Origin of the sequence: Bacterioplanes sanyensis, from assembly GCF_002237535.1 — a bacterium.
Lineage (GTDB): Bacteria > Pseudomonadota > Gammaproteobacteria > Pseudomonadales > Oceanobacteraceae > Bacterioplanes > Bacterioplanes sanyensis_A.
Genome location: NZ_CP022530.1, coordinates 1,736,467 through 1,759,759, shown reverse-complemented (window position 1 = coordinate 1,759,759; position 23,293 = coordinate 1,736,467). Strand labels below are relative to the sequence as shown.

21 protein-coding genes and 1 pseudogene are annotated in these 23,293 nt (G+C 52.7%); 16 read left to right on the top strand and 6 right to left on the bottom strand.

What is annotated here, in order from left to right:
- Positions 1-98: 98 nt before the first annotated feature.
- Positions 99-1,076: a helix-turn-helix transcriptional regulator gene (locus CHH28_RS08315; protein ID WP_157729839.1), complete on the top strand. Its 978-nt coding sequence runs from the start codon at positions 99-101 to the stop codon at positions 1,074-1,076.
- A gap of 760 nt (positions 1,077-1,836) precedes the next feature.
- Here CHH28_RS08315 and CHH28_RS08310 read toward each other — a convergent pair.
- The 5 genes from CHH28_RS08310 to CHH28_RS08290 all read right to left on the bottom strand — a co-directional run bounded on the left by CHH28_RS08310 (position 1,837) and on the right by CHH28_RS08290 (position 7,210).
- On the bottom strand, positions 1,837-2,160 hold the full coding sequence (locus tag CHH28_RS08310; protein ID WP_094059870.1) for a DUF6482 family protein: 324 nt from the start codon (positions 2,158-2,160) through the stop codon (positions 1,837-1,839).
- 97 nt (positions 2,161-2,257) lie between these two features.
- Positions 2,258-3,784, bottom strand: a complete 1,527-nt coding sequence (locus CHH28_RS08305; protein ID WP_094059869.1) for an FMN-binding glutamate synthase family protein — start codon at positions 3,782-3,784, stop codon at positions 2,258-2,260.
- A gap of 117 nt (positions 3,785-3,901) precedes the next feature.
- Positions 3,902-4,231, bottom strand: coding sequence for a hypothetical protein (locus CHH28_RS08300; RefSeq protein ID WP_094059868.1), 330 nt, complete (start codon positions 4,229-4,231; stop codon positions 3,902-3,904).
- Positions 4,232-4,512: 281 nt separating this feature from the next.
- Positions 4,513-5,427, bottom strand: coding sequence for a TIGR01777 family oxidoreductase (locus tag CHH28_RS08295; protein WP_094059867.1), 915 nt, complete (start codon positions 5,425-5,427; stop codon positions 4,513-4,515).
- 13 nt (positions 5,428-5,440) lie between these two features.
- On the bottom strand, positions 5,441-7,210 hold the full coding sequence (locus CHH28_RS08290) for an acyl-CoA dehydrogenase C-terminal domain-containing protein (RefSeq protein WP_094059866.1): 1,770 nt from the start codon (positions 7,208-7,210) through the stop codon (positions 5,441-5,443).
- Between the two features lie 202 nt (positions 7,211-7,412).
- On the opposite strand from CHH28_RS08290, the gene CHH28_RS08285 reads away from it, so the two are divergent.
- The 14 genes and pseudogenes from CHH28_RS08285 to CHH28_RS08220 all read left to right on the top strand — a co-directional run bounded on the left by CHH28_RS08285 (position 7,413) and on the right by CHH28_RS08220 (position 21,182).
- Complete coding sequence (locus CHH28_RS08285) at positions 7,413-8,393, top strand: NAD(P)/FAD-dependent oxidoreductase (RefSeq protein WP_157729837.1); 981 nt, start codon at positions 7,413-7,415, stop codon at positions 8,391-8,393.
- A gap of 3 nt (positions 8,394-8,396) precedes the next feature.
- Entirely contained in the window at positions 8,397-8,768 is a 372-nt protein-coding gene (locus CHH28_RS08280) for a sirohydrochlorin chelatase (protein ID WP_094059864.1), read from the top strand.
- A gap of 200 nt (positions 8,769-8,968) precedes the next feature.
- Positions 8,969-9,952, top strand: a complete 984-nt coding sequence (locus tag CHH28_RS08275; RefSeq protein WP_094059863.1) for a YbgA family protein — start codon at positions 8,969-8,971, stop codon at positions 9,950-9,952.
- Positions 9,949-10,803, top strand: a complete 855-nt coding sequence (locus tag CHH28_RS08270) for a MerR family transcriptional regulator (RefSeq protein WP_094059862.1) — start codon at positions 9,949-9,951, stop codon at positions 10,801-10,803. The genes CHH28_RS08275 and CHH28_RS08270 overlap by 4 nt, the downstream gene beginning before the upstream one ends.
- Positions 10,800-12,281, top strand: coding sequence for a deoxyribodipyrimidine photo-lyase (gene phrB, locus CHH28_RS08265; protein ID WP_094059861.1), 1,482 nt, complete (start codon positions 10,800-10,802; stop codon positions 12,279-12,281). The genes CHH28_RS08270 and phrB overlap by 4 nt, the downstream gene beginning before the upstream one ends.
- A gap of 44 nt (positions 12,282-12,325) precedes the next feature.
- On the top strand, positions 12,326-13,261 hold the full coding sequence (locus CHH28_RS08260) for an acyl-CoA desaturase (RefSeq protein WP_233243797.1): 936 nt from the start codon (positions 12,326-12,328) through the stop codon (positions 13,259-13,261).
- Positions 13,261-13,698, top strand: a complete 438-nt coding sequence (locus CHH28_RS08255; protein ID WP_094059859.1) for a nuclear transport factor 2 family protein — start codon at positions 13,261-13,263, stop codon at positions 13,696-13,698. The genes CHH28_RS08260 and CHH28_RS08255 overlap by 1 nt, the downstream gene beginning before the upstream one ends.
- Entirely contained in the window at positions 13,695-14,471 is a 777-nt protein-coding gene (locus CHH28_RS08250; RefSeq protein ID WP_094059858.1) for an SDR family NAD(P)-dependent oxidoreductase, read from the top strand. Before CHH28_RS08255 ends, CHH28_RS08250 begins: the two co-directional genes overlap by 4 nt.
- Complete coding sequence (locus CHH28_RS08245) at positions 14,468-15,739, top strand: NAD(P)/FAD-dependent oxidoreductase (RefSeq protein ID WP_094059857.1); 1,272 nt, start codon at positions 14,468-14,470, stop codon at positions 15,737-15,739. Before CHH28_RS08250 ends, CHH28_RS08245 begins: the two co-directional genes overlap by 4 nt.
- A complete protein-coding gene (locus CHH28_RS08240) occupies positions 15,736-16,626 on the top strand; it encodes a DUF1365 domain-containing protein (protein WP_157729835.1) in 891 nt (296 codons plus the stop codon). Before CHH28_RS08245 ends, CHH28_RS08240 begins: the two co-directional genes overlap by 4 nt.
- Positions 16,623-17,878: pseudogene (locus CHH28_RS20590) on the top strand (class I SAM-dependent methyltransferase). Before CHH28_RS08240 ends, CHH28_RS20590 begins: the two are co-directional and overlap by 4 nt.
- A 1-nt stretch (position 17,879) precedes the next feature.
- The gene (locus CHH28_RS08230; RefSeq protein ID WP_094059855.1) at positions 17,880-18,377 is read left to right on the top strand and encodes a DUF2878 domain-containing protein; all 498 of its coding nucleotides are present in this window, start codon (positions 17,880-17,882) and stop codon (positions 18,375-18,377) included.
- Entirely contained in the window at positions 18,356-19,057 is a 702-nt protein-coding gene (locus CHH28_RS08225) for a hypothetical protein (RefSeq protein ID WP_094059854.1), read from the top strand. Before CHH28_RS08230 ends, CHH28_RS08225 begins: the two co-directional genes overlap by 22 nt.
- Before the next feature lie 58 nt (positions 19,058-19,115).
- Positions 19,116-21,182 (top strand): TonB-dependent receptor plug domain-containing protein, encoded by a 2,067-nt coding sequence (locus tag CHH28_RS08220; protein WP_094059853.1) that lies wholly within the window; start codon positions 19,116-19,118, stop codon positions 21,180-21,182.
- Between the two features lie 58 nt (positions 21,183-21,240).
- On the opposite strand, the gene rimJ is transcribed toward CHH28_RS08220, so the two are convergent.
- Entirely contained in the window at positions 21,241-21,780 is a 540-nt protein-coding gene (gene rimJ / locus CHH28_RS08215; protein ID WP_094059852.1) for a ribosomal protein S5-alanine N-acetyltransferase, read from the bottom strand.
- 368 nt (positions 21,781-22,148) lie between these two features.
- Between rimJ and CHH28_RS08205 the strand changes: the two genes are divergently transcribed.
- Positions 22,149-23,282, top strand: a complete 1,134-nt coding sequence (locus tag CHH28_RS08205; RefSeq protein WP_094059850.1) for a saccharopine dehydrogenase family protein — start codon at positions 22,149-22,151, stop codon at positions 23,280-23,282.
- Positions 23,283-23,293 lie beyond the last annotated feature (11 nt).

Below are 23,293 nucleotides of genomic sequence, written 5' to 3'. Positions count from 1 at the left end.
AGAGAACTCAGTCTCACCATGTGAGACTGAAGCGATATAGAATAGACCGACTCTTACGCCGACTCATTAGACACAGGACAAAATGGAGACAACAGCAAATGGATGGCTTTGACCGTATCTACGATCTCCACAAGCTACTAAAAGGACGCAAAACTGCCCTAGCGCTGAATGATATTCTCGAACGCATGGAATGTTCCAAGGCGACTTTTCATCGTATACGTCGCCATATGAGTGACTATTTAGGCGCACCGATAGAATTCAATAGAGATCAGGGTGGTTACCGCTATATGGAGGGCCCGGACAGCGGCTATGAGTTGCCCGGGCTCTGGTTTAATCAACAAGAGTTATACGCACTTTTGATGATTCAGTCGCTGCTGAACAATCTTAGTATCAGTTTACTTCAACAAGAACTGTCACCGATAAAGGAGCGCATCGATCGCCTGTTGAAAAAACAGTCTCTGGATCCCGAGCTGCTACACGATCGCATCCGAATCCTCGGGGTTGCCACCCGCCAGGTGGATGACCATATCTTTCTGCCTCTGGCGGAGGCCGTAGCGCGCAGCAAGCCATTAACAATCACCTACAGCACGCGTGATTCTGGCGTCACCTCTTGCCGGAATATTTCTCCCCTGCGCATGGTCAACTACCGAAATAACTGGTATCTGGACACCTGGTGCCATACACGCCAAGACTATCGCACCTTCGCCATGGAGTGTATCCAAAGTATCACAGACTCTAAGGACACTTTTCAGGCAATCGACAGTAAAACACTGGACGACTACTTTAACGCCAGTTACGGCATCTATGCCGGTGATAATATCGAGTGGGCAGTCATAGAGTTCACGAGCGATATCGCCAACAGAGTTGCCGACGAACTCTGGCACCCGCAACAAAAGGGAGAACTTTTAGCAGACGGGCGCTACCGGCTCAGCCTTCCCTATAACAGCGACCAGCCAAATGAGCTCTTAATGGATATTATTCGTCATGGCGAAGCCGCCAAACTGATCGAGCCGAAGTCTCTGCAACAGCAGCTAATACAGCGTTTACAAGACTCGCTGAGCATCTATACAGATTAGAAAAAGCATCGATGCGGTATTTAACTGAGGCAGTAGCAATTCTTTGCTAAACAACACAGCTCTACCCACTCAAGCTTTTGTACTCGCCTTTGCTCTCTGCCGATCAGTACCTTAACAGAAGTCATTGCTGGTTATGATCCCTGCAGGTCTGCTCGACTAGCAGCGCCAACAAAAGGCCTACAAGGACGTAGGCTTTTTGTGATGCGGTGACCACAGCATTGGCAACAGAGGAACTACGGCCTGTACGGTGCAAAGCAGGGAGTTCGCCCGCCCGGCGTGAGGGATAAGATCCCTCAAGGAGGGCAAAGGGATTCGCGCATAAATACTATTTGGTCAAGACAACCACTCTAAGCAACGCACAATTAGACTGCTGAATTACAAGAATAATACTCAGCTCTCGCGCCCAGGTTTTCCGCACCTCGCAGGCCACCAGCGTTGGCAATGGCTGTGCCCGCAGGGGCTGCCCGGACGGCAGCGCCAACAAAAGGCCTACAAGGACGTAGGCTTTTTGTGATGCGACGACCACAGCATTGGCAACAAAGGAAGTAAGGCCTGTACGGTGCAAAGCAGGGAGTTCGCCCGCCCGGCGTGATGGATAAGATCCCTCAAGGAGGGCATAGGATTCAGCGAATAATTAACGTAGTTACGTCCAACTAATGATGCGAGTGAATAGCAACACTCGAGGAACATCCGTTACAGGCGCGAAATACGATCTCGCGTCCAAGTTTTCCGCGTCTCAGCTGGCATGACTGCCCCGCCCCTACTGCAACGTCAACGGCGACCCCACACTGGTATGACTCAGCGGCACTTCCATGGCATTGCTGTGCTCACGGTCAGGCTGGCCGACCATTTCGTCGTAGGCACTTTGCTGGCGCAGTACCATCTGCGTCACTGGCAAACCTTCAAACAGGGTTTGTAGATTCAATATATTGAAGGAGCGCAGTAATTTGCCCTTGTTGTCGGTGACGTACTGTTCGTTGCCATCCACGACCACCGACACTTGGTAGAGGCACAAATCCAGTGAGTGAATAATTACTTTGTCGATGCGGGTGCAGCGGCGCACTTCGTTCATGCTGATGGCCATGGTGTCTGTCCTCATATAACCGACGGTCATGCGTGGTGGTTGGTGCCGCACGGACACCACCGCCAAATCATATACAGAATCTATACACCATGTACAGTCAGTCGTCCGGTCGTTGTTCAACACCTGGGTGAAATTCACGACTGCCATACAACTCACTCAACAGCGGTGCGCTGCCATTGGGTTGCACCAAGCGCGCGTGCTCACGGCGCAGCTGGCGTGGCTCATCGACACCACAGGAATGTGCGATCATGCCGACTTCGTACATCATGGTGTCGACGTAGTTGGCCACTCGCACGGATTTATCCGCCTCCACCAAGCCACGCTGCAGCTTTGGATCGTGGGTGGTAATGCCAGTGGGGCAGCTGTTTTTGTTGCATTGCAGTGCCTGGATGCAACCCAGAGCGAACATAAAACCACGCGCACTGACGACAAAATCGGCGCCAACGCAGAGCGCCCAAGCGACTTTGTCCGGGTTGATCAACTTGCCCGATGCAACCACACGAATGCGCGGTCGCAGCTGAAAATCATCGAGTTTGTCGATCAACATGGGCAACGCTTGCGCCAGCGGCAGCCCCATGTAGTCCATCAGTGGTTGCGGCGAGGCACCGGTGCCGCCCTCGGCGCCATCCAAAGTGATGAAGTCCGGCGCGCTGTCGGTGCCACGGCGATGAATGGCGCGGCACAAGTCGTCAATCCAATCGATGTCGCCCAATACGGTTTTAAACCCGGTGGGTTTGCCGGTGATGCTGCGCACCCGCGCCACCATGTCGAGCAAGTCATCCACCGAGCGAATATCCGGGTGGCCATTCGGGCTGATGGAATCCTTTCCGGCGGGAATGCCACGAAAACGGGCGATTTCTGCGGTGACCTTGCCGCCCGGTAAAATACCGCCCTTGCCCGGTTTGGCGCCCTGGCTAAGTTTGATTTCAAACATGCGCACTTGCTCATGAGAGGCCACCTCACGCAGCTTGTCGTCGTCCAGCTCCCCGTGCTCATCGCGCACGCCGTATTTCGCCGTGCCGATTTGCACCACCAGGTCACAACCGCCTTGCAGATGGTACGGTGTTAACGCCCCCTCGCCGGTGTTCATCCAACAGCCTGCGAGTTTGGCACCGGCCGACAGGGACTCCACCGCCGGGCGCGAAATTGCCCCAAAACTCATGCCGGAAATATTCACCACGGATGCCGTTTGGTATGGGTGGCGACAATGCTCACCAATCACCACCTCTGAGGCACTGGCAAAGTCTTTTTTTAACGCCGGAAATGGGCTGTTGACGAACATGACGGTGCCCGCAACATCGAGGCGCCGGGTGGAGCCAAATGCCACCGTGGTGTCGACTTTTTTGGCGGCTTTGTAGGCCCAGCCACGCTCAGCGCGATTGAATGGCATTTCTTCGCGGTCCATGGCAAAAAAATACTGGCGAAAAAACTCGCCCAAATGTTCAAACACATAACGAAAACGGCCAATTACCGGAAAGTTGCGTCTAACGGTATGGCGCGTTTGGCGCCGATCGCTGATGTAAGCCCACGTGCCCCAGATCAACGCCACCAGCAGCAACAGCGCCAGCGTCCCCACCAGCCCTAATACTGCATAGGCAGCCACACGAAAAACGGCGTCTGTCATCCTTCACTCCCAGTTCCTGTGATCGTTACTGCGCAGCATATCACTGCTACAGGGTGGAGTTGTTACTGGCGAAAAAAAAGCGGCCGAAGCCGCTTATAGGGTGCCGTGGCGCCAAATTCAGGCGGTGGGCGTTATGTTGCGCACACTGCGGGCGGTGAAGTAGGCGAATCCTCCGTCTACGTCCCCCACCTCTACGCGATTGGGTGCTAAGGGCGAACTTTTAATCGTGGCAATGTAAATGCCATGACTGGAAATCAAATTGCGATCAACATCGTTAAATTGTGGCTGTGAAAAAACGAAAGTTTTACGCTCATGTCCACGTTCCAAGGTGAGTATTAGCTGAGCATCCACCAGCTCATTAGCGCGACTGAAATTTACATAAGTGACCTGGTAACCCAGATCAAATTCATACAATGGCGAAGCCAAGGTCGGTTTGCTGATGCTCATAACTAACACCTATATAGTGGGCATTGCACTATTAGTTTTAGTCAGGCCAGAGACGCTTCGCAACGTGTGATAACACAAAGCTACAGTTAGCTCAGCGCTACTTACCAACGCTTGAAATTTGACGTAAGAACAGTCGTTTAGCCCAGTTTTTACGCCATTGTGATCAGTATGTAACCGGCTCTAAGCAAGCGGCACTGGCAACAGACACAAGTGCCTACAATGACACTCAGCTGTAGGCATCAGAAATAGTTGATAGGAATATCGACAATTTTTTCAGCGCATTACCAGCGCTGTTTAATGTCGCGTAAGGCAGGTGCAAGTTGTGGAAAATCGAACTGAAAATCCGCTTGCTGCAAGCGCTCGGGCAAGGCCCGCTGGCCCAGCAACAATAGCTCACTCATTTCACCAAACAGGCATTTGGCCGACAACTCAGGCATCGGCAATATGGCTGGGCGGCGCAAAGTACGCCCCAGCTCAGCACTGAAGTCGGCGTTAGTGACTGACTCAGGCGCCGTCATATTGACAGGGCCGGTAAGCGTTGGATGCTGCAATAACCAATGGATGGCACGGCAGTAGTCGTGCAAATGCACCCACGGCATATATTGCAGGCCGCCACCAATGCGCCCGCCTAATCCCAACGAGAATGGTAACCACAAACGTTTTAACATGCCGCCGCGCGGTCCCAGTACTAGGCCGGTGCGCACGCACAACAAGCGCTCGCTGTGCTGTGCCATTAAACTAGCAGCTTGCTCCCAGTCCTCACACAAGCGCGCGGCAAAGTCGCTGCCAGCTTGGTCGTCTTCGGTGACGGTTTGCTGCTCGGGCGAGCCGGATAAGCCGCCGTAATAACCCACCGCCGAGCCGCTGATGACCACTTCAAATTGCTGACCACTGGTGCTGGCCCACTCTGCTAAGTCGCGAGTAAAGTCGACGCGAGAGGCGCGCAAGGCTTGCTTGCGCGCATCGCTCCAACGCCGATCGGCAATCGGTTCACCGGCCAAGTTGATCAGCCAGTGGTACCGCTCGCCCAGCTGTGCGGCGGTATTAACGCCATACACTTGGCCTTGCCAGCGCTGCTCGACCCAATCTGGCCGACGACTAAACACAGTGATTTGATGGCCCTGCTGCAACCATTGGTCGACCAGGTGCTGGCCAATAAAACCAGTGCCACCGGTGATCAGTATGTGTTTCGTCATGTCGGCCTCCGACTTACATCATCTCAGCGGTCATCGACATCAGGCTGTCTTTCCCTGACTCAATGTCCGCCATCAGGCTGTGGGTTTGAGGTAGCAGTTTGGCAAAGAAAAAGTCTGCGCTAAACAGCTTAGCCTGATAAAAGTCGGTTTCTGTGCTGCCGTCGTTTAATGCTTGCTGTGCCGTGGCTGCCATGCGGCTCCAAAAATACGCCAACATGATCAAAGCCATCAGACGTAGGTACGGCGTAGCCACCGCGCCGGCTTGTTCACGATCCTGCATGCCGTTTTGCATCAGCCACATGGTGGCTTTTTGCAGTTGCGCGGCACTGGCCTTAACGGCGGCAACATGCGGTGCATCGGCGTTTTGCTGAATGTATTGATCCAACATGGCGAACAGACGTTTGATCGCGCGGCCACCGTGCATGCCAAGTTTACGCCCCACCAGATCCAACGCCTGAATGCCGTTGGTGCCTTCATAGATGCGCGTGATGCGCGCATCCCGCACCAGCTGCTCGACGGGCCAATCCTGGGTGTAACCATTACCACCCATCAGCTGCAGGCCATCGTTGGCACAGAAGAAGCCTTCATCAGTCAGGTAAGCTTTCACCACCGGCGTCAACAGCTGCACCATATCATCGGCCTGCTCGCGCTCTTCGACAGACTCGGCTTTGTGGGCAATGTCCAGTTGCATGGCGGTGAAGTAAGCCAGCGCACGGCTGCCTTCGATGGTGGCTTTCTGGCGCAACACCATGCGGCGTACGTCAGGGTGTACCAGGATGTTGTCGGCGGCTTGATCCGGCTCTTGTGGGCCAGCCAGCGAACGGCTCTGGCGACGTTCCTTAGCAAACTGCAGCGATGTCTGGTACGCCGCTTCCGCCACCCCCAAGCCTTGCAGGCCAACCATCAAGCGCGCGCTGTTCATCATCACGAACATGGCTTGCAGGCCTTTATGCGGTTCACCAATCAACCAGCCCTGGGCTTGCTCAAAGTTCATCACGCACGTGGCCGAACCTTTGATACCCATCTTGTGCTCTAGGCCACCACAAAACGCTGGGTTACGGCTGCCGTCTTGCAGAATTTTTGGTACCAGGAACAGCGAAATGCCCTTCGAGCCCGACGGTGCATCGGGCAGCTTGGCCAGCACTAGGTGAACAATATTGTCGACCAAGTCGTGCTCACCACCGGTAATCCAGATCTTGGTGCCAGAAATGGCGTAGCTGCCATCGGTATTGGGCTCGGCTTTGGTGCGAATCAGACCCAAGTCCGTACCACAGTGAGGTTCGGTCAGGCACATGGTGCCGGTCCATTCACCGCTGATCAGCTTAGGCAGATAGGCCTCTTTTTGTTCATCGCTGCCGTAGCTGGTGAGTGCGTTAATCGCACCGTGCGTCAGCCCAGGGTACATACCCAGCGATAGGTTGGCCGAGCACACCATTTCTTCCGCCAAGGTATTGAGTGTGTGGGGCAAGCCCTGGCCGCCGTATTCAACCGGTGACGACAGCGCCGTCCAGCCGTTTTCGGCAAATTGGCGGTAGGCCTCTTTGAAGCCGCTGGGCGTGGTCACGGTTTTGCTGTCGGGATCGTACTGGCAGCCCTCGCGGTCGCCACTTTCATTCAGCGGCGCCATCACGTTTTCGGCCAGTTTGGCTCCCTCGTTCAGCATGGCGTCCATGATTTCGCGGGTGGCGTCCTCATAGCCTGGCAGCGCCGGCAAGATCTGATCGCCTTGCAGCAGTTCATACAACACAAATTGCATATCACGTAAGGGAGCTTGGTAGTTCATATACATCACCTTTTGCCGGGTTGCGAAACGCGACTTTCGACTCAGCCGCATCGTATAATTACTTACATATACAACAGTTATACAGCAAGTTAGGTTTAACGTACAAATAAAATCCAAACGCTCATTTGAAATTTTGTACAGGATGAGTCAAGGTTTGTACCACCACAGCCTCAGAGCTGAGCGATTACCATTGAGGATCAACATGGCAACCATCGCCATCGTCGGCGCAGGCATGGGCGGCCTCAGCGCCCTAAACAAGTTAAAGCAACAGCATCATCAGGTGCACGTATTCGATAAGAGTCGTGGTTCGGGCGGGCGCTTGGCCAGCAAAAAAGTGGCTGACGTCTCATGGGACATGGGTGCACAGTTTATGCGTGCTCACACCCAAGAATTTGCCCAGCAGCTGCAACACTGGCAGCAACAAGGCTGGATCGAACGCTGGTCATTTGACCCTTGGGTGATCGACGCGCAAGGCGCGCGCCCCTCGGCTGACGGCGTCGAGCGCTACGTCGGAGTCTCACGCATGACTGCGCTTAGCCGCCAATTGCTGCAAGCGGCGGACGAGTTTCACGCCAGTACGCGCATTGTCGCGTGTCAGTGGCAAGCATCGGGTTGGTGGCTGCAAGATGAACAACAGCAAAGCCACGGCCCCTACGATGCCCTGGTGCTGAATCTGCCGCCACAACAAGCGCAGCCTTTACTCGACGCCAGTCCGGAGCTGCAGGCTCGCTGCGATGTTGCTATGCAACCGTGCTGGACGCTGCTGCTGGCCTTTGAGCAGCCACTGGCGACGCCGTTTGATGCCGCGTTTGTTAAACAGGGGCCACTGGGCTGGATCGCACGCAATAACAGCAAACCGCAACGCCAACCGGGCGAAACCTGGGTATTGCAAGCCCAGCATGGCTGGAGTGGGCAACACTTGGAGCACTCCAAGCAACACGTTACTGAGGCGCTGCTGCAGGCCTTTTGGTCAGCTTTGCAGCTGGCGCCACAGACGCCGACCGAGCATTGGCTGCATCGCTGGCTGTACGCCATCAGTCCACAACCGCTGCAACGCGGCGCGCTCAGCGATTTACCCAAACGCTTAACCGTATGCGGCGACTGGTGCGATCGCGGTGCCGTGGAGGGCGCATGGCTCAGTGGCCAGCAGGCCGCCAACGATTTATTAACCGTACTGGAGTAACTTATGAAAGCCGCCATTCTATTGGCCCATGGCAGCAGCGATCCGAATTGGCTAGCACCGTTTGATCAGCTGCTGGCGCGCATTCGCCAACAATTGGACGACGACACTCACGTTCGCCTGGCATACATGGAACTAGCGCAGCCAACCTTGGCAGAACAGGTCGCAGAGCTGGTGACAACAGGGGCGCACCATATCGATGTGCTGCCGCTGTTTTTTGCCGCCGGGCGCCATCTGCGGCGTGATGTACCGGCAATGATCGAAGATCTAATGCGCCGCCATCCCAGCGTCACCATCGAACTGCACGCACCGGTGGGCTTAGAGCCTGAAGTCAGCGCCGCCATCAGCCAGGTAGTAACGCGGCAGTTACAGCCATAGCCCTCACATTCCCCTCCTTGGCGCGTCAACCACAAGCTGTCGACGCGTCATACCTTTGCCTCAACCAGTTATGCAGCTGAGTCATTGTCTTTACCATTCCTTATACAAAACTCAATTTAACTGTACAAAAAACATTGACGTGTCGAACTTTTCTGCGCCAGACTAATCCTATACAAATCTGGACCATAGGTTATACAGGCATGCAGCAGACACTCAGCGATACTTCCAAAGTTGGTATTCCTATTGGCATCAGCGCCTGTCTGATGGGTCAGCCCGTGCGTTTCAACGGCTCGCACAAGCGCTCTCGTTTTTGTACCGATGTCTTGAGCCGCTACTTCGACTTCAAACCCTTATGCCCAGAAGTCGCCATTGGTATGGGGACGCCGCGGGAAACCATTCGGCTGGTGACAGAAACCCCCAGCGACACCAACGTGCGCGCCGTTGGCAGCGACAATCCAGAACTCGATATCACCGATGCGCTGGCTGCATACGGCGATCAGCAAGGTAAGCAACAGCAAGTGTGCGGCTATATTTTTATGCAAAAGTCGCCGAGCTGCGGCTTATTTGGCGTTAAACGCTACCTAGCGAACGGCCACCCAGAAGGCACCACTCGCGGCATTTACGCCAAACATTTTTGCCAGCAAAACCCATTACTGCCGGTGGAGGAAGCCGGGCGCCTAAATGACGCCGGCTTGCTGGAAAACTTTATGGTGCGAGTGTTTACCTATCACGACTGGCAGCAGTTCGTGCACAGCGATTTCAACGCTGGTGACTTGATTCACTTCCATTCGCGTTACAAGTACTTGGTCATGGCGCATAGCTCGGTGCACTACAAAAGCATCGGTCGGTTGTTATCGGATCTGTCCGCAGCGCCGATTAAAGACATTGCCGAGCAGTACTTTGAGCTGTTGATGACGGCCCTGGCCAAACCTGCCAGCCGGAAAATGCACACCAACACCTTGATGCACCTGCAAGGCTATCTAAAAAATCTGATTAGCAGCGACGATAAGCAAGAACTGACCCGCGTTATTGACGACTATCGCCAAGGCATTGTGCCGTTGGTGGTGCCGCTGACTTTGCTTAAACACCACCTGAATCATCATCAGGAAGCCAACGCGTATGCGCGCGCGCAGGTGTATTTAAATCCCCATCCATATGAGTTGGGGTTAAGGAATCAGCTATGAATGAAGCCTACCCCATTCGTGAGTTTGCTCGGCTTACCGGCGTGAATCCGGTGACCTTGCGTGCCTGGGAGCGGCGTTACGGCATCATCAAGCCACACCGCACCGACAAGGGGCACCGTTTGTATGACGATGAGCACATCGGTCGGGTTAAAAACATTCTCTATTGGCTCGACCAAGGGTATCCGATTCGCCAAGTAAAGCTGCTGATGAAAGACAACAGTGAGCAAAACCAAGAGCAAGACGACAACTGGCAAAGCTTGCAGCAGCAAATGATTACCGTCGCCACCAACCTCGACGGCCAGCGCTTGGATCAATTGTGGACCGATGGCTTAGCCTGCTACCCCATGGCTATTTATTACGAGCGCTGTTTGCTACCAGTACTGCAGCATGTGCGCAGCCAGCATGAGCAGCCACTGTTAGCGCGCTCTTTTGAACATTTATTACGCCGCAAGCTGTATACCCTGATCCAACAACAGCAAAAGAACAACGATGGCCCCGCACTGTTATTGGCAACCAATCATGAAGACGCCGAATTACAGCTGTTGGCCTGCGCCTACGCGCTGGGAGCAGCGGCTTTTCAGGTGAATTATTTCGGTCCCAAATTAAGCCCAGTGGATTTAAATCTGGCCGCGACCAGCCTAGCCTGTGAGCGCGTGTGGCTGCATGTTCATCCGTGCAGCCTGACAGAAGGTAAGCAATGGCTGCAGCAATTAAATGCTATTCGCTCGCTGGTGTTTTTGTCCGGCGCGGTGCCGGACTGTGAGGACAGTGCCAGTCATATCCATCAATTGCCCGATGCCATGGGCAAACAAGTACATGCGTTTATTACCACGCCAGGAGGTGATTTATGATTCAACTGGTGTGGTTTCGCATGGACATGCGCGTACACGATAACCCGGCTTTATTTCACGCTTGCCAGCAGGGCCAACCGGTACTGGCAGTGACTTGCTTAACCCAGCAACAGTGGCAACAGCATGGCCTTGGGCAACGCAAGTGGCAGTTACTCATCAACAGCCTGCATGGCTTACAGCAACACTTGCACGACCTCAATATTCCATTGCTTGTGCTGAACAGCGGTGATTTCCACAGCAGCGTTGATGATGTAAAGGCACTGATACAGCGGTTGGCCTCATCCGATATGCCTGTCTCTGACGTCAATTTTAATTTGGAATACGAGGTCAATGAGCGTAAGCGTGACATTGAGCTACAGCGCTGGTGTCAGCAGCAAAATATCGGTGTGAATAAGTTTCACGACCAGTGTGTGATTCCACCTGGAGAAGTGGTGACCCGCCAACAGCAGCCTTTTAAAGTGTATTCGCCCTTTAAGCGCGCCTGGTGGCAACAATTTGATCGCTACAACCAAGCGCCGTTGGCCATACCTCAGCCTCCGGTGGATGCAATCACCCCTGACCTGCAGGACATCGTCAAAGAGCTTAGCGCGGCGCTGCCAGCTGCAGAAAACGATCCATTGTGGAACTGCCATGAACTAGCAGTGCACGAGCAGCTGGAAGAGTTTTTACAGCATCGCGCGCGTTATTACGCCGATACTCGTGATTTCCCCGCCAGCCCAGGTACCAGCAGCTTGTCCTACGCGTTGTCGCTGGGACTGATTTCACCGCGCCAATGTTTGTACACCGCATGGCAAAAGAATGGCTGTCAGCTCAGTGGCGGCAAGGCTGGGCTGGCCAGCTGGATCAACGAATTAATCTGGCGAGAATTTTACCGACACTTGCTGGTGGCTTTTCCACAACTGTGCAAACACCACGCCTTCAAACCTGAAACCGAGGGTGTGCCCTGGCGCACCAGTGCAGCCGCTGAACGGGACTTTCAAGCTTGGTGTGAAGGCAAAACGGGTTATCCCATCGTCGATGCCGCACAGCGACAATTGCTGGACACTGGCTGGATGCACAACCGCCTGCGTATGATCAGCGCGATGTTTTTAACCAAACATTTATTAATCGACTGGCGCCGCGGCGAGGCCTTTTTTAACCAACATCTGGTCGATGCCGATTTAGCCTCCAACAATGGCGGTTGGCAGTGGAGCGCGTCTACCGGTGCCGATGGGGCGCCCTATTTTCGCATTTTCAACCCCACCACCCAGTCGCAACGTTTTGATAGCGCCGGGGAGTTTATTGCGCGTTACGTAGCAGAATTGGCCACTTTACCGGCCAAAAGCCGGCATCAGCCTAACTCCCTGGAGTGTCAGCAGAACCAATATCCAACCGCCATTGTCGAACACAAGTTCGCTCGGCAGCGTGCACTGGATGCCTTTAAACAAACCATGGCTGAAGCAAATAATGATGCCGTGCAACCGTCTTTAATCGAGTGAGAACCCACATGAAATATGGAGATGGAAACCGCTGGCGTAATGTCATGCGCTGGATCGACTCGAGTGTCGAGGGCGATGAACCCATGACCAGTACGCAGTTTAATTGGGTGCGCACTGTGCCCTTTGTATTTTTGCACCTGGCATGTTTAGTGGCGTTTTTTATTCCTGTCAGCGCAACCGCCGTTATTGTGTGCGTGGCACTCTACTGGCTGCGCCTGTTCGCGATTACCGCCTTTTATCATCGCTATTTTTCTCACCGCGCCTACAAAACCAATCGGTTCTGGCAGTTTATTTTTGCGCTGCTGGGCAATATGGCCGCACAACGCGGGCCGCTGTGGTGGGCAGCCCATCATCGTGCCCATCACCATCACTCAGACACTGAAGACGACTTGCACTCGCCAGTGCAACGCGGCTTCTGGTGGAGCCACGTGGGCTGGTTTACCTGTGATGCCAGCTTTAAAACACAATGGCACCGAATTAAGGACTTCGCCCGCTACCCAGAGCTATGCTGGCTTGATCGCTACGACATTTTTGCGCCATTTTTATTGGTAGTGCTGCTGTTTATCAGCGGCGAGGGGCTGGCCTACGTCGCGCCGCAGCTCAACACTTCGGGTCTGCAACTGGTGGTATGGGGTTTCTTTATTTCTACCGTGCTGCTGTTTCACTCCACGGTAACCATCAACTCGTTAGGACATATTTGGGGCAAACGTCGTTTTAACACCAAAGACCAAAGCCGCAATAATGCATTTTTGGCGCTGCTGACACTGGGTGAGGGCTGGCACAACAATCATCACCGTTGGGCGGTTTCCGCTCGCCAGGGTTTTTATTGGTGGGAGGTTGATATCACCTACTACGTATTAAAAATCATGAGCTGGATGGGCATTGTCTACGACTTAAATCCGGTACCAGCCAAGATCCTGGCAGAGGGGCGCGCTCAACCGCAACCGTCCAATGGCATCGCTCAGCAGGAGAAGGCGTAATGGACACGCATCAGGTCGAGCAGACGTTTAAAACCCTCTACAAAACTATGCGTCGTGATCATGTCAGCCGCACCATGCTGGCCGATTGTTATCATGCTGACATCGAGTTTAAAGATCCCTTTCACCATATCCGAGGTATTCATGCACTGACCGATTATTTTACCGGCTTGTATGAAAACGTCACCGCCATTGACTTTCAGTTTCTGCAAACTTGGCAGAGCGGAGACAGCATTACCATCAACTGGATCATGGAATATCGCCACCCACGCATTGCCAGTGGCAATGTGGTGAGTGTTGATGGCATTAGCGAACTGAGAATCCGAGACAATCGCATTGTGTATCACCGTGATTATTTTGATGCCGGGCAAATGCTGTACGAACAGCTGCCGCTACTCAGCTCTGCAATTAGTTGGCTGAAACGGAGGATGTCAGCATGAGTGGCTTAGCGCTCCAGCAACAAACCATCTGGTTGACCGGTGCCTCCAGTGGTATCGGTGAGGCCTTAGCTAAGGCGCTGCAGCCGCTATGTAAACATCTCTATGTCAGCGCACGCAGTGAAGACAAATTGGCCGATCTGGCCAACGCTCATAGCAACGTCACCGCCTTGGCAGTGGACGTTACCGATCCGGAGTCAGTACGCAACGCTGCGGAATTTATCCAAAATCATGGCGGTTTGGATACGGTCATCGCCAATGCGGGCACGTGTGAATACGTTGATGTTGATGACTTTGATACGCGATTGATCGAGCGTGTTATGCAAACCAACTTTATTGGTTTAGCGCACTGCGTCGAAGCCGCTCTGCCACTGCTGAAAAACAGCCAAGCTGGCTATCTGGTTGCCGTGAGCAGCAGCTCAACTTGGCTGGCCATGCCACGGGCTCAAGCCTATGGCGCTAGCAAAGCAGCGGTTAATTATTTTATGGAAAGCATGGCCGCCGATCTCAAACACATCGGCATTGATGTGTCTGTGGTGCTGCCAGGGTTTGTTAAAACGCCACTTACGGACCTAAATGATTTTCCAATGCCGATGATGATTACCGCCGAGGATGCCGCCGAGCGTATTATATCTGGATTAGAAAAACGTCGCTTCGCCATTCATTTTCCCCAACGCTTTACTCTGATACTGAAGCTGCTCGGCTTATTGCCCGCACCTTTGCGGCTGAAATTGTCTTCACGAATGTCTCGTTTACCACAAGGTTCCTCGTCATGAATCGCCAACGCATTGCCATTATTGGGTCTGGAATTTCAGGCCTGACCTGCGCTTATCTGCTGCATGAGCAGTACGATGTCACCGTATACGAGGCCAATGATTATCTGGGCGGCCACACCCAAACCACCGATGTTGCGGTAGGCAATCGCAGCTATCCGGTGAATACCGGCTTTATCGTGTTTAACGACTGGACTTATCCCAACTTCATTCAATTGATGGATCGTTTGGGCGTAGCCAGCGAAAACTCGGACATGAGCTTCAGTGTTAAATGCGAACAGACCGATATGGAATACAACGGCCATGATCTGAACTCCTTGTTCGCTAAGCGCAGTCACCTAATTAGCCCCAGGTTCTGGTTTATGATTCGCGACATACTCAGGTTTAACCGCGAAACACGTGCCGAGCTGGACGCCGATGACATAGACCAGCAAGAAACCCTCGGCAGTTACCTGCAACGCAAAGGCTATGGCGACTATTTCCGCCGCTATTACATCATTCCCATGGGTGCGGCCGTGTGGTCCGCCAGTGAAGACATGATGATGCAGTTCCCGGTGTACTTCTTTATTCGCTTCTTCAATAACCACGGCATGCTAAGCGTCGACGATCGACCGCAGTGGCGCGTCATCAGTGGTGGCTCACGCACCTATGTGGAAAAGATTCAGCAGCAAGTTGGCAGTGAGCGCTTTTTATTAAATGAGCCGGTGCAGCGTATCGAAAGGCACAGCGACCATGTGGTTATTCATTCGCCGCGTGGCAGTGAACGGTTCGACCAAGTAATTCTGTCTTGTCACAGTGATCAGGCCTTATCCATGCTCGACACGCCGACATTGGAAGAGCAAAAAATTCTATCTGCCATTCCTTATAAAATGAACGATGTTGTGCTGCACACCGATGCCGGCATCCTACCGCGCCGCAAAGCCGCGTGGGCCGCGTGGAACTATCATATTGACCCGCAAACTCACTCTGGCAGAGATGCCGTCGCCGTTACCTACTACATGAATAGGTTGCAAAATTACGAAGATGCGGCACAAACCTTTTGCGTTACGCTGAATAAAACCGCCGATATTAACCCAGATAAAATCATTCGCCGTTTTCAATACGCACATCCAGTATTCACTTTGGAGGGCATGGCAGCGCAGCAGCGGCATGAAGAAATCAGTGGCATTAATCGCACGCATTACTGCGGTGCCTATTGGTTTAACGGCTTTCATGAAGACGGTGTACGCAGCGCACTGCGCGTGACCGAACGCCTTGGGGTATCGCTGTGAGTATCGCTGTGAGCGCCATTGAGCACAGCAGCTTGTATCTGGGTCAGGTGCGTCATCGTCGGTTTGCACCGGTGACGCACCAGCTCAGTTACAACGTCTTTATGGTGATGTTGGATCTGGATGAAGTGGACGCCGTCATGTCGTTACATCGCCTATGGTCACATCGTCGCCCTGCGCTCGCCCGCTTTAATCGCAACGACTACTACGGCGCCGATCAGGCACAACACAATACGGCGGCCGATTTAAAGCAGCAGGTGATTGATGCCTTTGCCAGTGAAGCCGGTGAGTGCATTCAGCGTGTCCGTTTGCTGACCAATCTGCGCTACTTTGGCTATTTGATTAATCCCGTCAGCTTTTATTATGGCTACCGCGAGGACGGCAGCTTGGCAGGCGTGTTAGCAGAAATCACCAATACTCCTTGGGATGAGCGTTTCCATTACACTCTCAGCGCGCTCAATACGCCCAGCAAACAAGCCGTCGCGCCGGTAAAGATCTGGAATCAGCACGCTGTTGCCAAACGTGAATACCGCTTTGACAAAGTATTTCATGTGTCACCGTTTAATCCGTTAACCATGCAATATCGCTGGGTTATGCAAGATCCAGCTGAGCAGTTGCTGATTCATATGGAAACCTATCAGCACGACAGCAAAAACTTTGACGCCACTATGATGCTGCAACGCCAGCCAATGACCTCAGCTGCCATGGGACAGGTTTTGCGACAGTACCCACTGATGACCATGAAAGTGTGGTGGGGAATTTATTGGAATGCCCTACAGCTGTGGCTAAAAAAGTCGCCGTTTTACTCGCACCCAAACAACCAGCCTCACCATGATTGGCAACAAGCGCAAAAGCGCCCCACCGATTCCAGCCAGGAGATATTCAAATGAAGACCATCACGGCTAGCCCTTCTTCCATGCACTGGCTCGACCGTTTGTGTCGCAGTGGTTTGTTTTCTACCTTGCAGCGTTTGCATACTGGCCAGCTGCGAATTTATGAGGGCGAGCAATGCCATGAATTTGGCCAGCCGCATCCCGAGCTGCACGCCAGCATCTACATCGATGACTTTGAAGCCTATCGCAGCATTGCGCTAACAGGCAGCGTCGGTGCTGGCGAAGCCTATATGACAGCCGACTGGCGCTGTGACGATTTACCTAGATTGATTCGTCTGTTGGCACGCAATAAAGATGTGGTCGACAGCATCGACAGTGGGTGGGCGACCATTGGCAAGTGGGCGCTGCGTGGTTTTCATGCACTGAACCGCAACACCGAAAAAGGCTCACGCCGCAATATTGCCGCTCACTACGATTTGGGCAATGACATGTTCGAGTTATTCCTCGACCCCACCATGATGTATTCCAGCGCTATATTCCCGACGCCCGAAGCAACGCTGGAACAAGCCTCAACCTATAAGTTGGATCGTATTTGTCAGAAGCTGCAGCTGAACGCTGACGATCATTTGGTGGAAATTGGCACGGGCTGGGGGGAATGGCTATTCACGCTGCCAAACACTATGGCTGTAAAGTCACTACCACCACCATTTCGCAGCAACAATACGACTGGGCCAAGCGCCGTGTTGAAGAAGAAGGCCTGCAGGAAAAAATCACCCTGCTATTAGACGATTACCGAGATTTAACCGGTCAATACGACAAACTGGTGTCCATTGAGATGATCGAGGCGGTAGGCCATCAATACCTGGATACCTACATCAATACCTGTAGCCGCTTACTGAAAGACGATGGCCTGGCATTGATCCAAGCCATCACCATCGACGATCAACGCTATGAACAAGCGAAGAACGAGGTCGATTTTATTAAGCGTTACATTTTCCCTGGCAGTTTTATTCCCTGTGTAACGGCCATTCAGAGCGCCGCTACCCGCGCCAGCGACATGAAAATGGTACACCTGGAAGACATCACCCCACACTACGCCACAACGTTGGCGTGCTGGCGAGAGCGCTTTTTAGGTCAAGCAGCGAAGATACGTGAGCTGGGCTACGACGATGACTTTATTCGTTTGTGGGACTTTTATTTCGCTTATTGTGAGGGTGGTTTTGCCGAGCGAGTGATTGGCGATGTGCATTTGATGTTTGCCAAACCGCTGAATCGCCGCCCGCCGGTATTAGGTTTGCTGGGAGCATAATATGTCGCCGCGGCTCAAAATGGTGGGCAACATTGTCGTCTTTCAGCTGTGTTGGCTGGCCTGTGTGCTGGGCGGCAATCTGTGGGCGCTGCTGGCTCTGGTGGGACTATTAGCCTGGCACTACTGGCTGCTCAAACCTGGCGAATGGCAATTACTCGCTTTGTTCAGCGCTATTGGTATTGGTGTCGACACAATATTTATGCACCTTGGCTGGTTACAGTTTGATGGCGATGGCCTGTTGGTGCCAGTGTGGTTGATGGTGCTATGGCTAGCCTTTGCTTCGACATTACGTCACAGCCTGGCTTGGCTAATGCAGCGCACACATTGGGCAGTATTGCTCGGTTTTTTAGGCGCACCGTGGAGTTATTTTGCTGGAATGAAACTCGGAGCCGTGGACATTACGCTAACAGGTTTTGTCGCACTGGCGTTGTTTTGGGCGCTGTTAATGTTGGCAGCCAGCTGGCAGGAGAAAAAGCAATGCGCCTCTTTGGTTGGATAATCAGTGCCCTATTGAGCTTGCCCGTGCAAGCCGATACCCTCAACTATGAGGGCTTAGCATTTGAGCCCGGTACGGACCGTTTATTGTACCGCGAACAGCACACCCTAGTGTATCAGCAGCAACAACCCCATAGCCGCGAGGTGCGCTATTTCAATGCCGATGGCGAGCTGATCGCCACCAAGTCAAACCAATATGGCGACAACCCCATCGCGCCCTCTTTTTTATTGCAGGATCAACGCCGTGATTATGCCGAGCAGGTCGAGCTCACTGAGCAAGGCTACATCATGCGGGTGACAGAACAAGGACAGCAGCAAAGCGCTCGCATTGAACCTGGCGAGCAACCATTGGTCATTGATTCTGGCTTCGATACGTTTGTACGCCAACAGTGGCAGCAATTGCTCGATGGCAACACCGTCAGCTTTCGATTTGCGGCACCTGCGCGCCAGGATGTGATTGATTTTCGCATCATCCCCGTGGCGGTTGATGAGCAACAGCTACAACTGGAAATGCGGCTGCAGTCGCGCTGGTTAGCTTGGTTGCTGGATCCGATTCAGCTGTATTACGACCGCAACAACCAGCGCTTATTGCGTTATGTTGGCTTAACCAACATTCAAGACGATGCCGGCGATGGCATTGAAGCTGATATTCGCTATCAGTATTCGACATTTGTTCACAATTGATTCAGCTTAGGCTGGTACACTGGCCGCCAAAACCAGACCCGTTCAGGAAGGATGACCCATGTCTGATGTGTTTCGCGAACTTCGCCCCGCCGGTGTCGGGCGTCGATCTGTTCTGGCCCTGCTGTGCGCAGGTTTGAGTCTTAGCGCGCAAGCGGAAGACGACGTCACTTTAGATACCGTTGAAGTCAGCGGCGCCAAAGAGCCATTGACCGAAATCTCCACCAAAAAACTGTTAAAGCTGCCAGGCTCTGGCAACGACCCACTGGGTGCGATTGAAAGTCTGCCCGGCGTTACCTTTGGCGGCGGTAATGAATCCGAACCTGCGGTACGTGGCTCCTCGCCTGAAGACAACGCCTATTTAGTCGACTTTTTACCCGTCGGTTATATTTTCCACACCGATTCCAGCAGTATTCTCAGCGACAACGTTGTTGAAGACTTCAAACTGGAAACAGCGGCCTTCCCAGCACAATACAACAACGCCACCGGCGCTGTGATTGAGGCGACGTCGCGCTCCCCCTACTACGATCGCAGCCAAGTGGTGATTGATGCAAGCTTGCTCAAAGCCGGTGTGTTTGTAGAAGCGCCGCTGAGTGAAAATCAGAGCTTTTATATCGCCGGCCGTCAAAGTTTATTCCAGTACTACATTGAAAACTTTCTCGACGATGAAGACTTCGAGTTCACCACAGTACCGGAATACTACGATTACCAGGGTAAATATGAATATCGTATCAGCGATAGCGAAACCCTGGCGTTTCAGGTTATTGGGGCACGCGATAAAGCCGGCTTAAAGTTTGCCGACGATTCAGACGAAGTTCTGCAAGACCCTGGCCTTAGCGGCGACATCAACTTTGAAGCTTTCTTCAACAGCCAAGGCTTGCTGTGGACCAAGTTCTATCAAAACGGCATGAGCCATAAAATTGGCTTGTCACACTTGGAACAGAAGTTTGGTTTTAACATTGGTGTGGAGAATCGCATTGACGTTAAAGTGAACGACTTTAACTTACGCAGCCAGTTCACCTACCCGATTAACTTCCAGCATGAACTGCAATGGGGTGTTGAGGTGACGGAAAGCCACATCAGTTATGACGGTCGTTTTGAAGCACCGCCTTGCGATGAGTTTGACCCGGACTGTCGTATCATCGACGGCACAGAAGAGCTGATTGGCAGTGGTAAGCCGGTGGTGCTGAATCTCGATGCCCATATTGCCGACAGCTGGCAAGTCACACGAAATTGGAATTTGACCACAGGACTGGCACTGTCGAAAGACGATTACACCGACGAGCGTTTTGCCGAGCCTCGTATTCAAAGCCGCTGGCAGTTCACACCGCGCTGGACCTTTACCCAAGCGTACGGCCAACACCACATATTGCCGGATAATTTTGGCCAATACGTCGTGCCGTTTGGTAACCCGGATCTAAAACAGCCAACCGCCGATCATTATGAACTGGGGCTGGAAAATGAAATTAACGATAACTTTTTCTGGAAGGTGGAAACCTACTACAAAACCCTCGATAACATTATCGTCGGTCGCCCTTCCAAAGAGCCGCTGTACAGCGATTTAACCATCGAAGAATACAATGGTTTACCACGCTACACCAACGATGCCGACGGTGAAGCCTGGGGCGTTGAGTTTTTCCTAAACAAAAATCTTACCGACCGCTGGTATGGTTGGGTTTCGGTGGCTTATTCCCGTACTTTCCGCCACGACAATTTAACCGATCGTGACTTCAGCTATAACTACGACCAACCGGTCATTATCAATACTGTCGCCAACTACAAGCTGAACGAGCACTGGGAAGTCGGGGTAAAGTGGCGCTACCAAAGTGGCCAGTTGATCACACCACTGGAAGGCGCCGTAAAAGATCCGGACAATCCGGAACTGTATAACCCGATATACGGCAGTGTGAATTCAGAGCGTTTGCCTGCGTATCACAAACTGGACGTGCGCGCAGACCGTACCTTCAACTTTAGCAACTGGGATATGGATCTGTACGTCGAAGTACTCAACCTGTATGGCCGTGACAACGTAGTTGGCTATGAGTATGAAGGCGCCGACTACAGCAATCGTGAAGAAGTGACCGATTTGCCGACCATCATCTCTTTTGGTATCAAAGCCACGATTTAAGCCAGCCATTCGTACCACCCAGGCCAAGGGCCTGAGTGGTACGTTTTGCTGCGCTAATTTACCGCTCGTCGTTAATTTTGGCCGTCAATATATGATCCTGCCACTGACCGGCGATTTTCAAGTAGTGCCTAGCTAGCCCTTCCCGTTCAAAACCAAGCTTTTCCAATACCCGACCACTGGCCTGGTTGACCGGCATATAGTTGGCCATAATGCGATGCAAGCCCACTTCGGTGAACATATAATCGATCGTCGCCGCCAGCACCTCAGTCATGTACCCTTGCCCCTGATAATGCCCATCGACGGAGTAACCAAGGTAACAAGCCTGAAACGCCCCGCGAACAATGTTATCAAAATTGCAAACAGCGATAATTTGGTCAGTATTTGGATTTATCGCCACAAAACGAAAGGCATCCCCTGCGGCAAACTGTTGTTGGCTGGTTTCAGCCCGCTGTTGCCAATAAGATAATGTCCAAAAATCATCACCACGCACTGGCTCCCAAGGCGCCAAGCGCTGTCTATTGCGCTGATAATAATCCAATATTTTATCCGCATGACAGGTGGAGAGAGTGTCGATGCGCGTACGAGAAGTCGAAAGCATGGGAATGACCGTAAAAGTAGGAAATGATAACACGGTCATTATCGCTATGGTCAGCACACTGTACTGCGTGGCATTGCTTTTTAAACTGCCCCCATCGATTGAACTGCTGGCCTCTGTTGTTCATCCCTCATTGAAGTCGTTGAGCATCCGTCTTCGCGCTCTGAATGAGGAGTTTTCAGCTCATAGCAGCATGATCGAAATAGTGTTAACAGACCCTAAGATTGCGTCTATCTAAACATTCATTTGTTCGATTGAGCGCCTCCCTAGCAATCAAGAGTGAGAGATAGTAGCTAACAAGCCGCTGCTAAAAACGATACTATGCGCCTCCAGCTGTTGTTATTTAATCAGAGTTTAGAGGGAATTAACCGATGTCTGTCACCCGCGTTGTCATTCTGGGCGGCTACGGCAATTTTGGTAAACGCATTGCTGAGACTCTAGCCGACGTTGGTGGTATTACCATCATCATCGCAGGGCGCAGCCTCAACAAAGCCAATACTGCTTGCCAACAATTGTCAGGTATTGGTAGTCAGGCTGAACTGCAGGCCGCCAGGCTTGATATACAAAGCAGCGACTTTAATGATGCCTTGGCTGCACTGGCACCTGATTTGGTCATTCACACCAGCGGTCCTTTTCAAGGGCAAGGTTATCAAGTCGCGCAAGCTTGTATCGCCGCCGGCAGTCACTACATTGACCTCGCCGATGACCGACGTTTTGTCTGTGACATTTCCGCGCTGCAGGAACAGGCTGTGGCGAATGATGTGTTGCTGGTATCCGGTGCCAGTTCAGTTCCCGGACTTTCTTCCACGGTTATCGATGGCTTTAGCGATCGCTTTGAATCGCTGCACAGCATCGATTTCGCCATCGCCCCTGGCAATCAAGCCGAACGTGGTGAAGCAACCGTAGCCGCTATTTTGAGTTATACCGGCCATGCTTTTCCTGTGTACATCAACGGTCGCTGGCAAGACAGATTCGGCTGGATGTCGCCCAGGAGGGTCGATTTTGGCCGCCGTATTGGCAAGCGCTGGCTGGCCAATATTGATATTCCCGACTTAGAACTCTTTGCACAACGTTATCCGACAGTAAAGAACGTAACCTTTCAGGCCGGTTTGGAGTTGTCTTTTTTACACTTTGGCATGGTGTTTATGGCACTGTTGGCGCGAGTGGGTTTGGTGAAAGACTGGTCTAAGTTCACACGCCCTATCTTTAAATGCAGCGAACTGTTTGAACGCTTTGGTACCGACACCGGTGGTATGCAAATCACACTCACCGGTACAGATAAACACAGCCGCACCAAAACCATCACCTGGACTCTGTGTGCAGAACAAGGCGTCGGGCCATATATTCCGACCATCTCCGCTATTATTCTGGCGAAAAAACTCATCGCAGGGCAGTTAACAAAGCGCGGAGCCAGTGCTTGCTTGGACATGTATACACTGGCGGAGTTTGACGCTGAGGTGAGCCACCTCGCCATTCATCACACAACGGAGGAGCACATTGGATAATTACTTTGTGC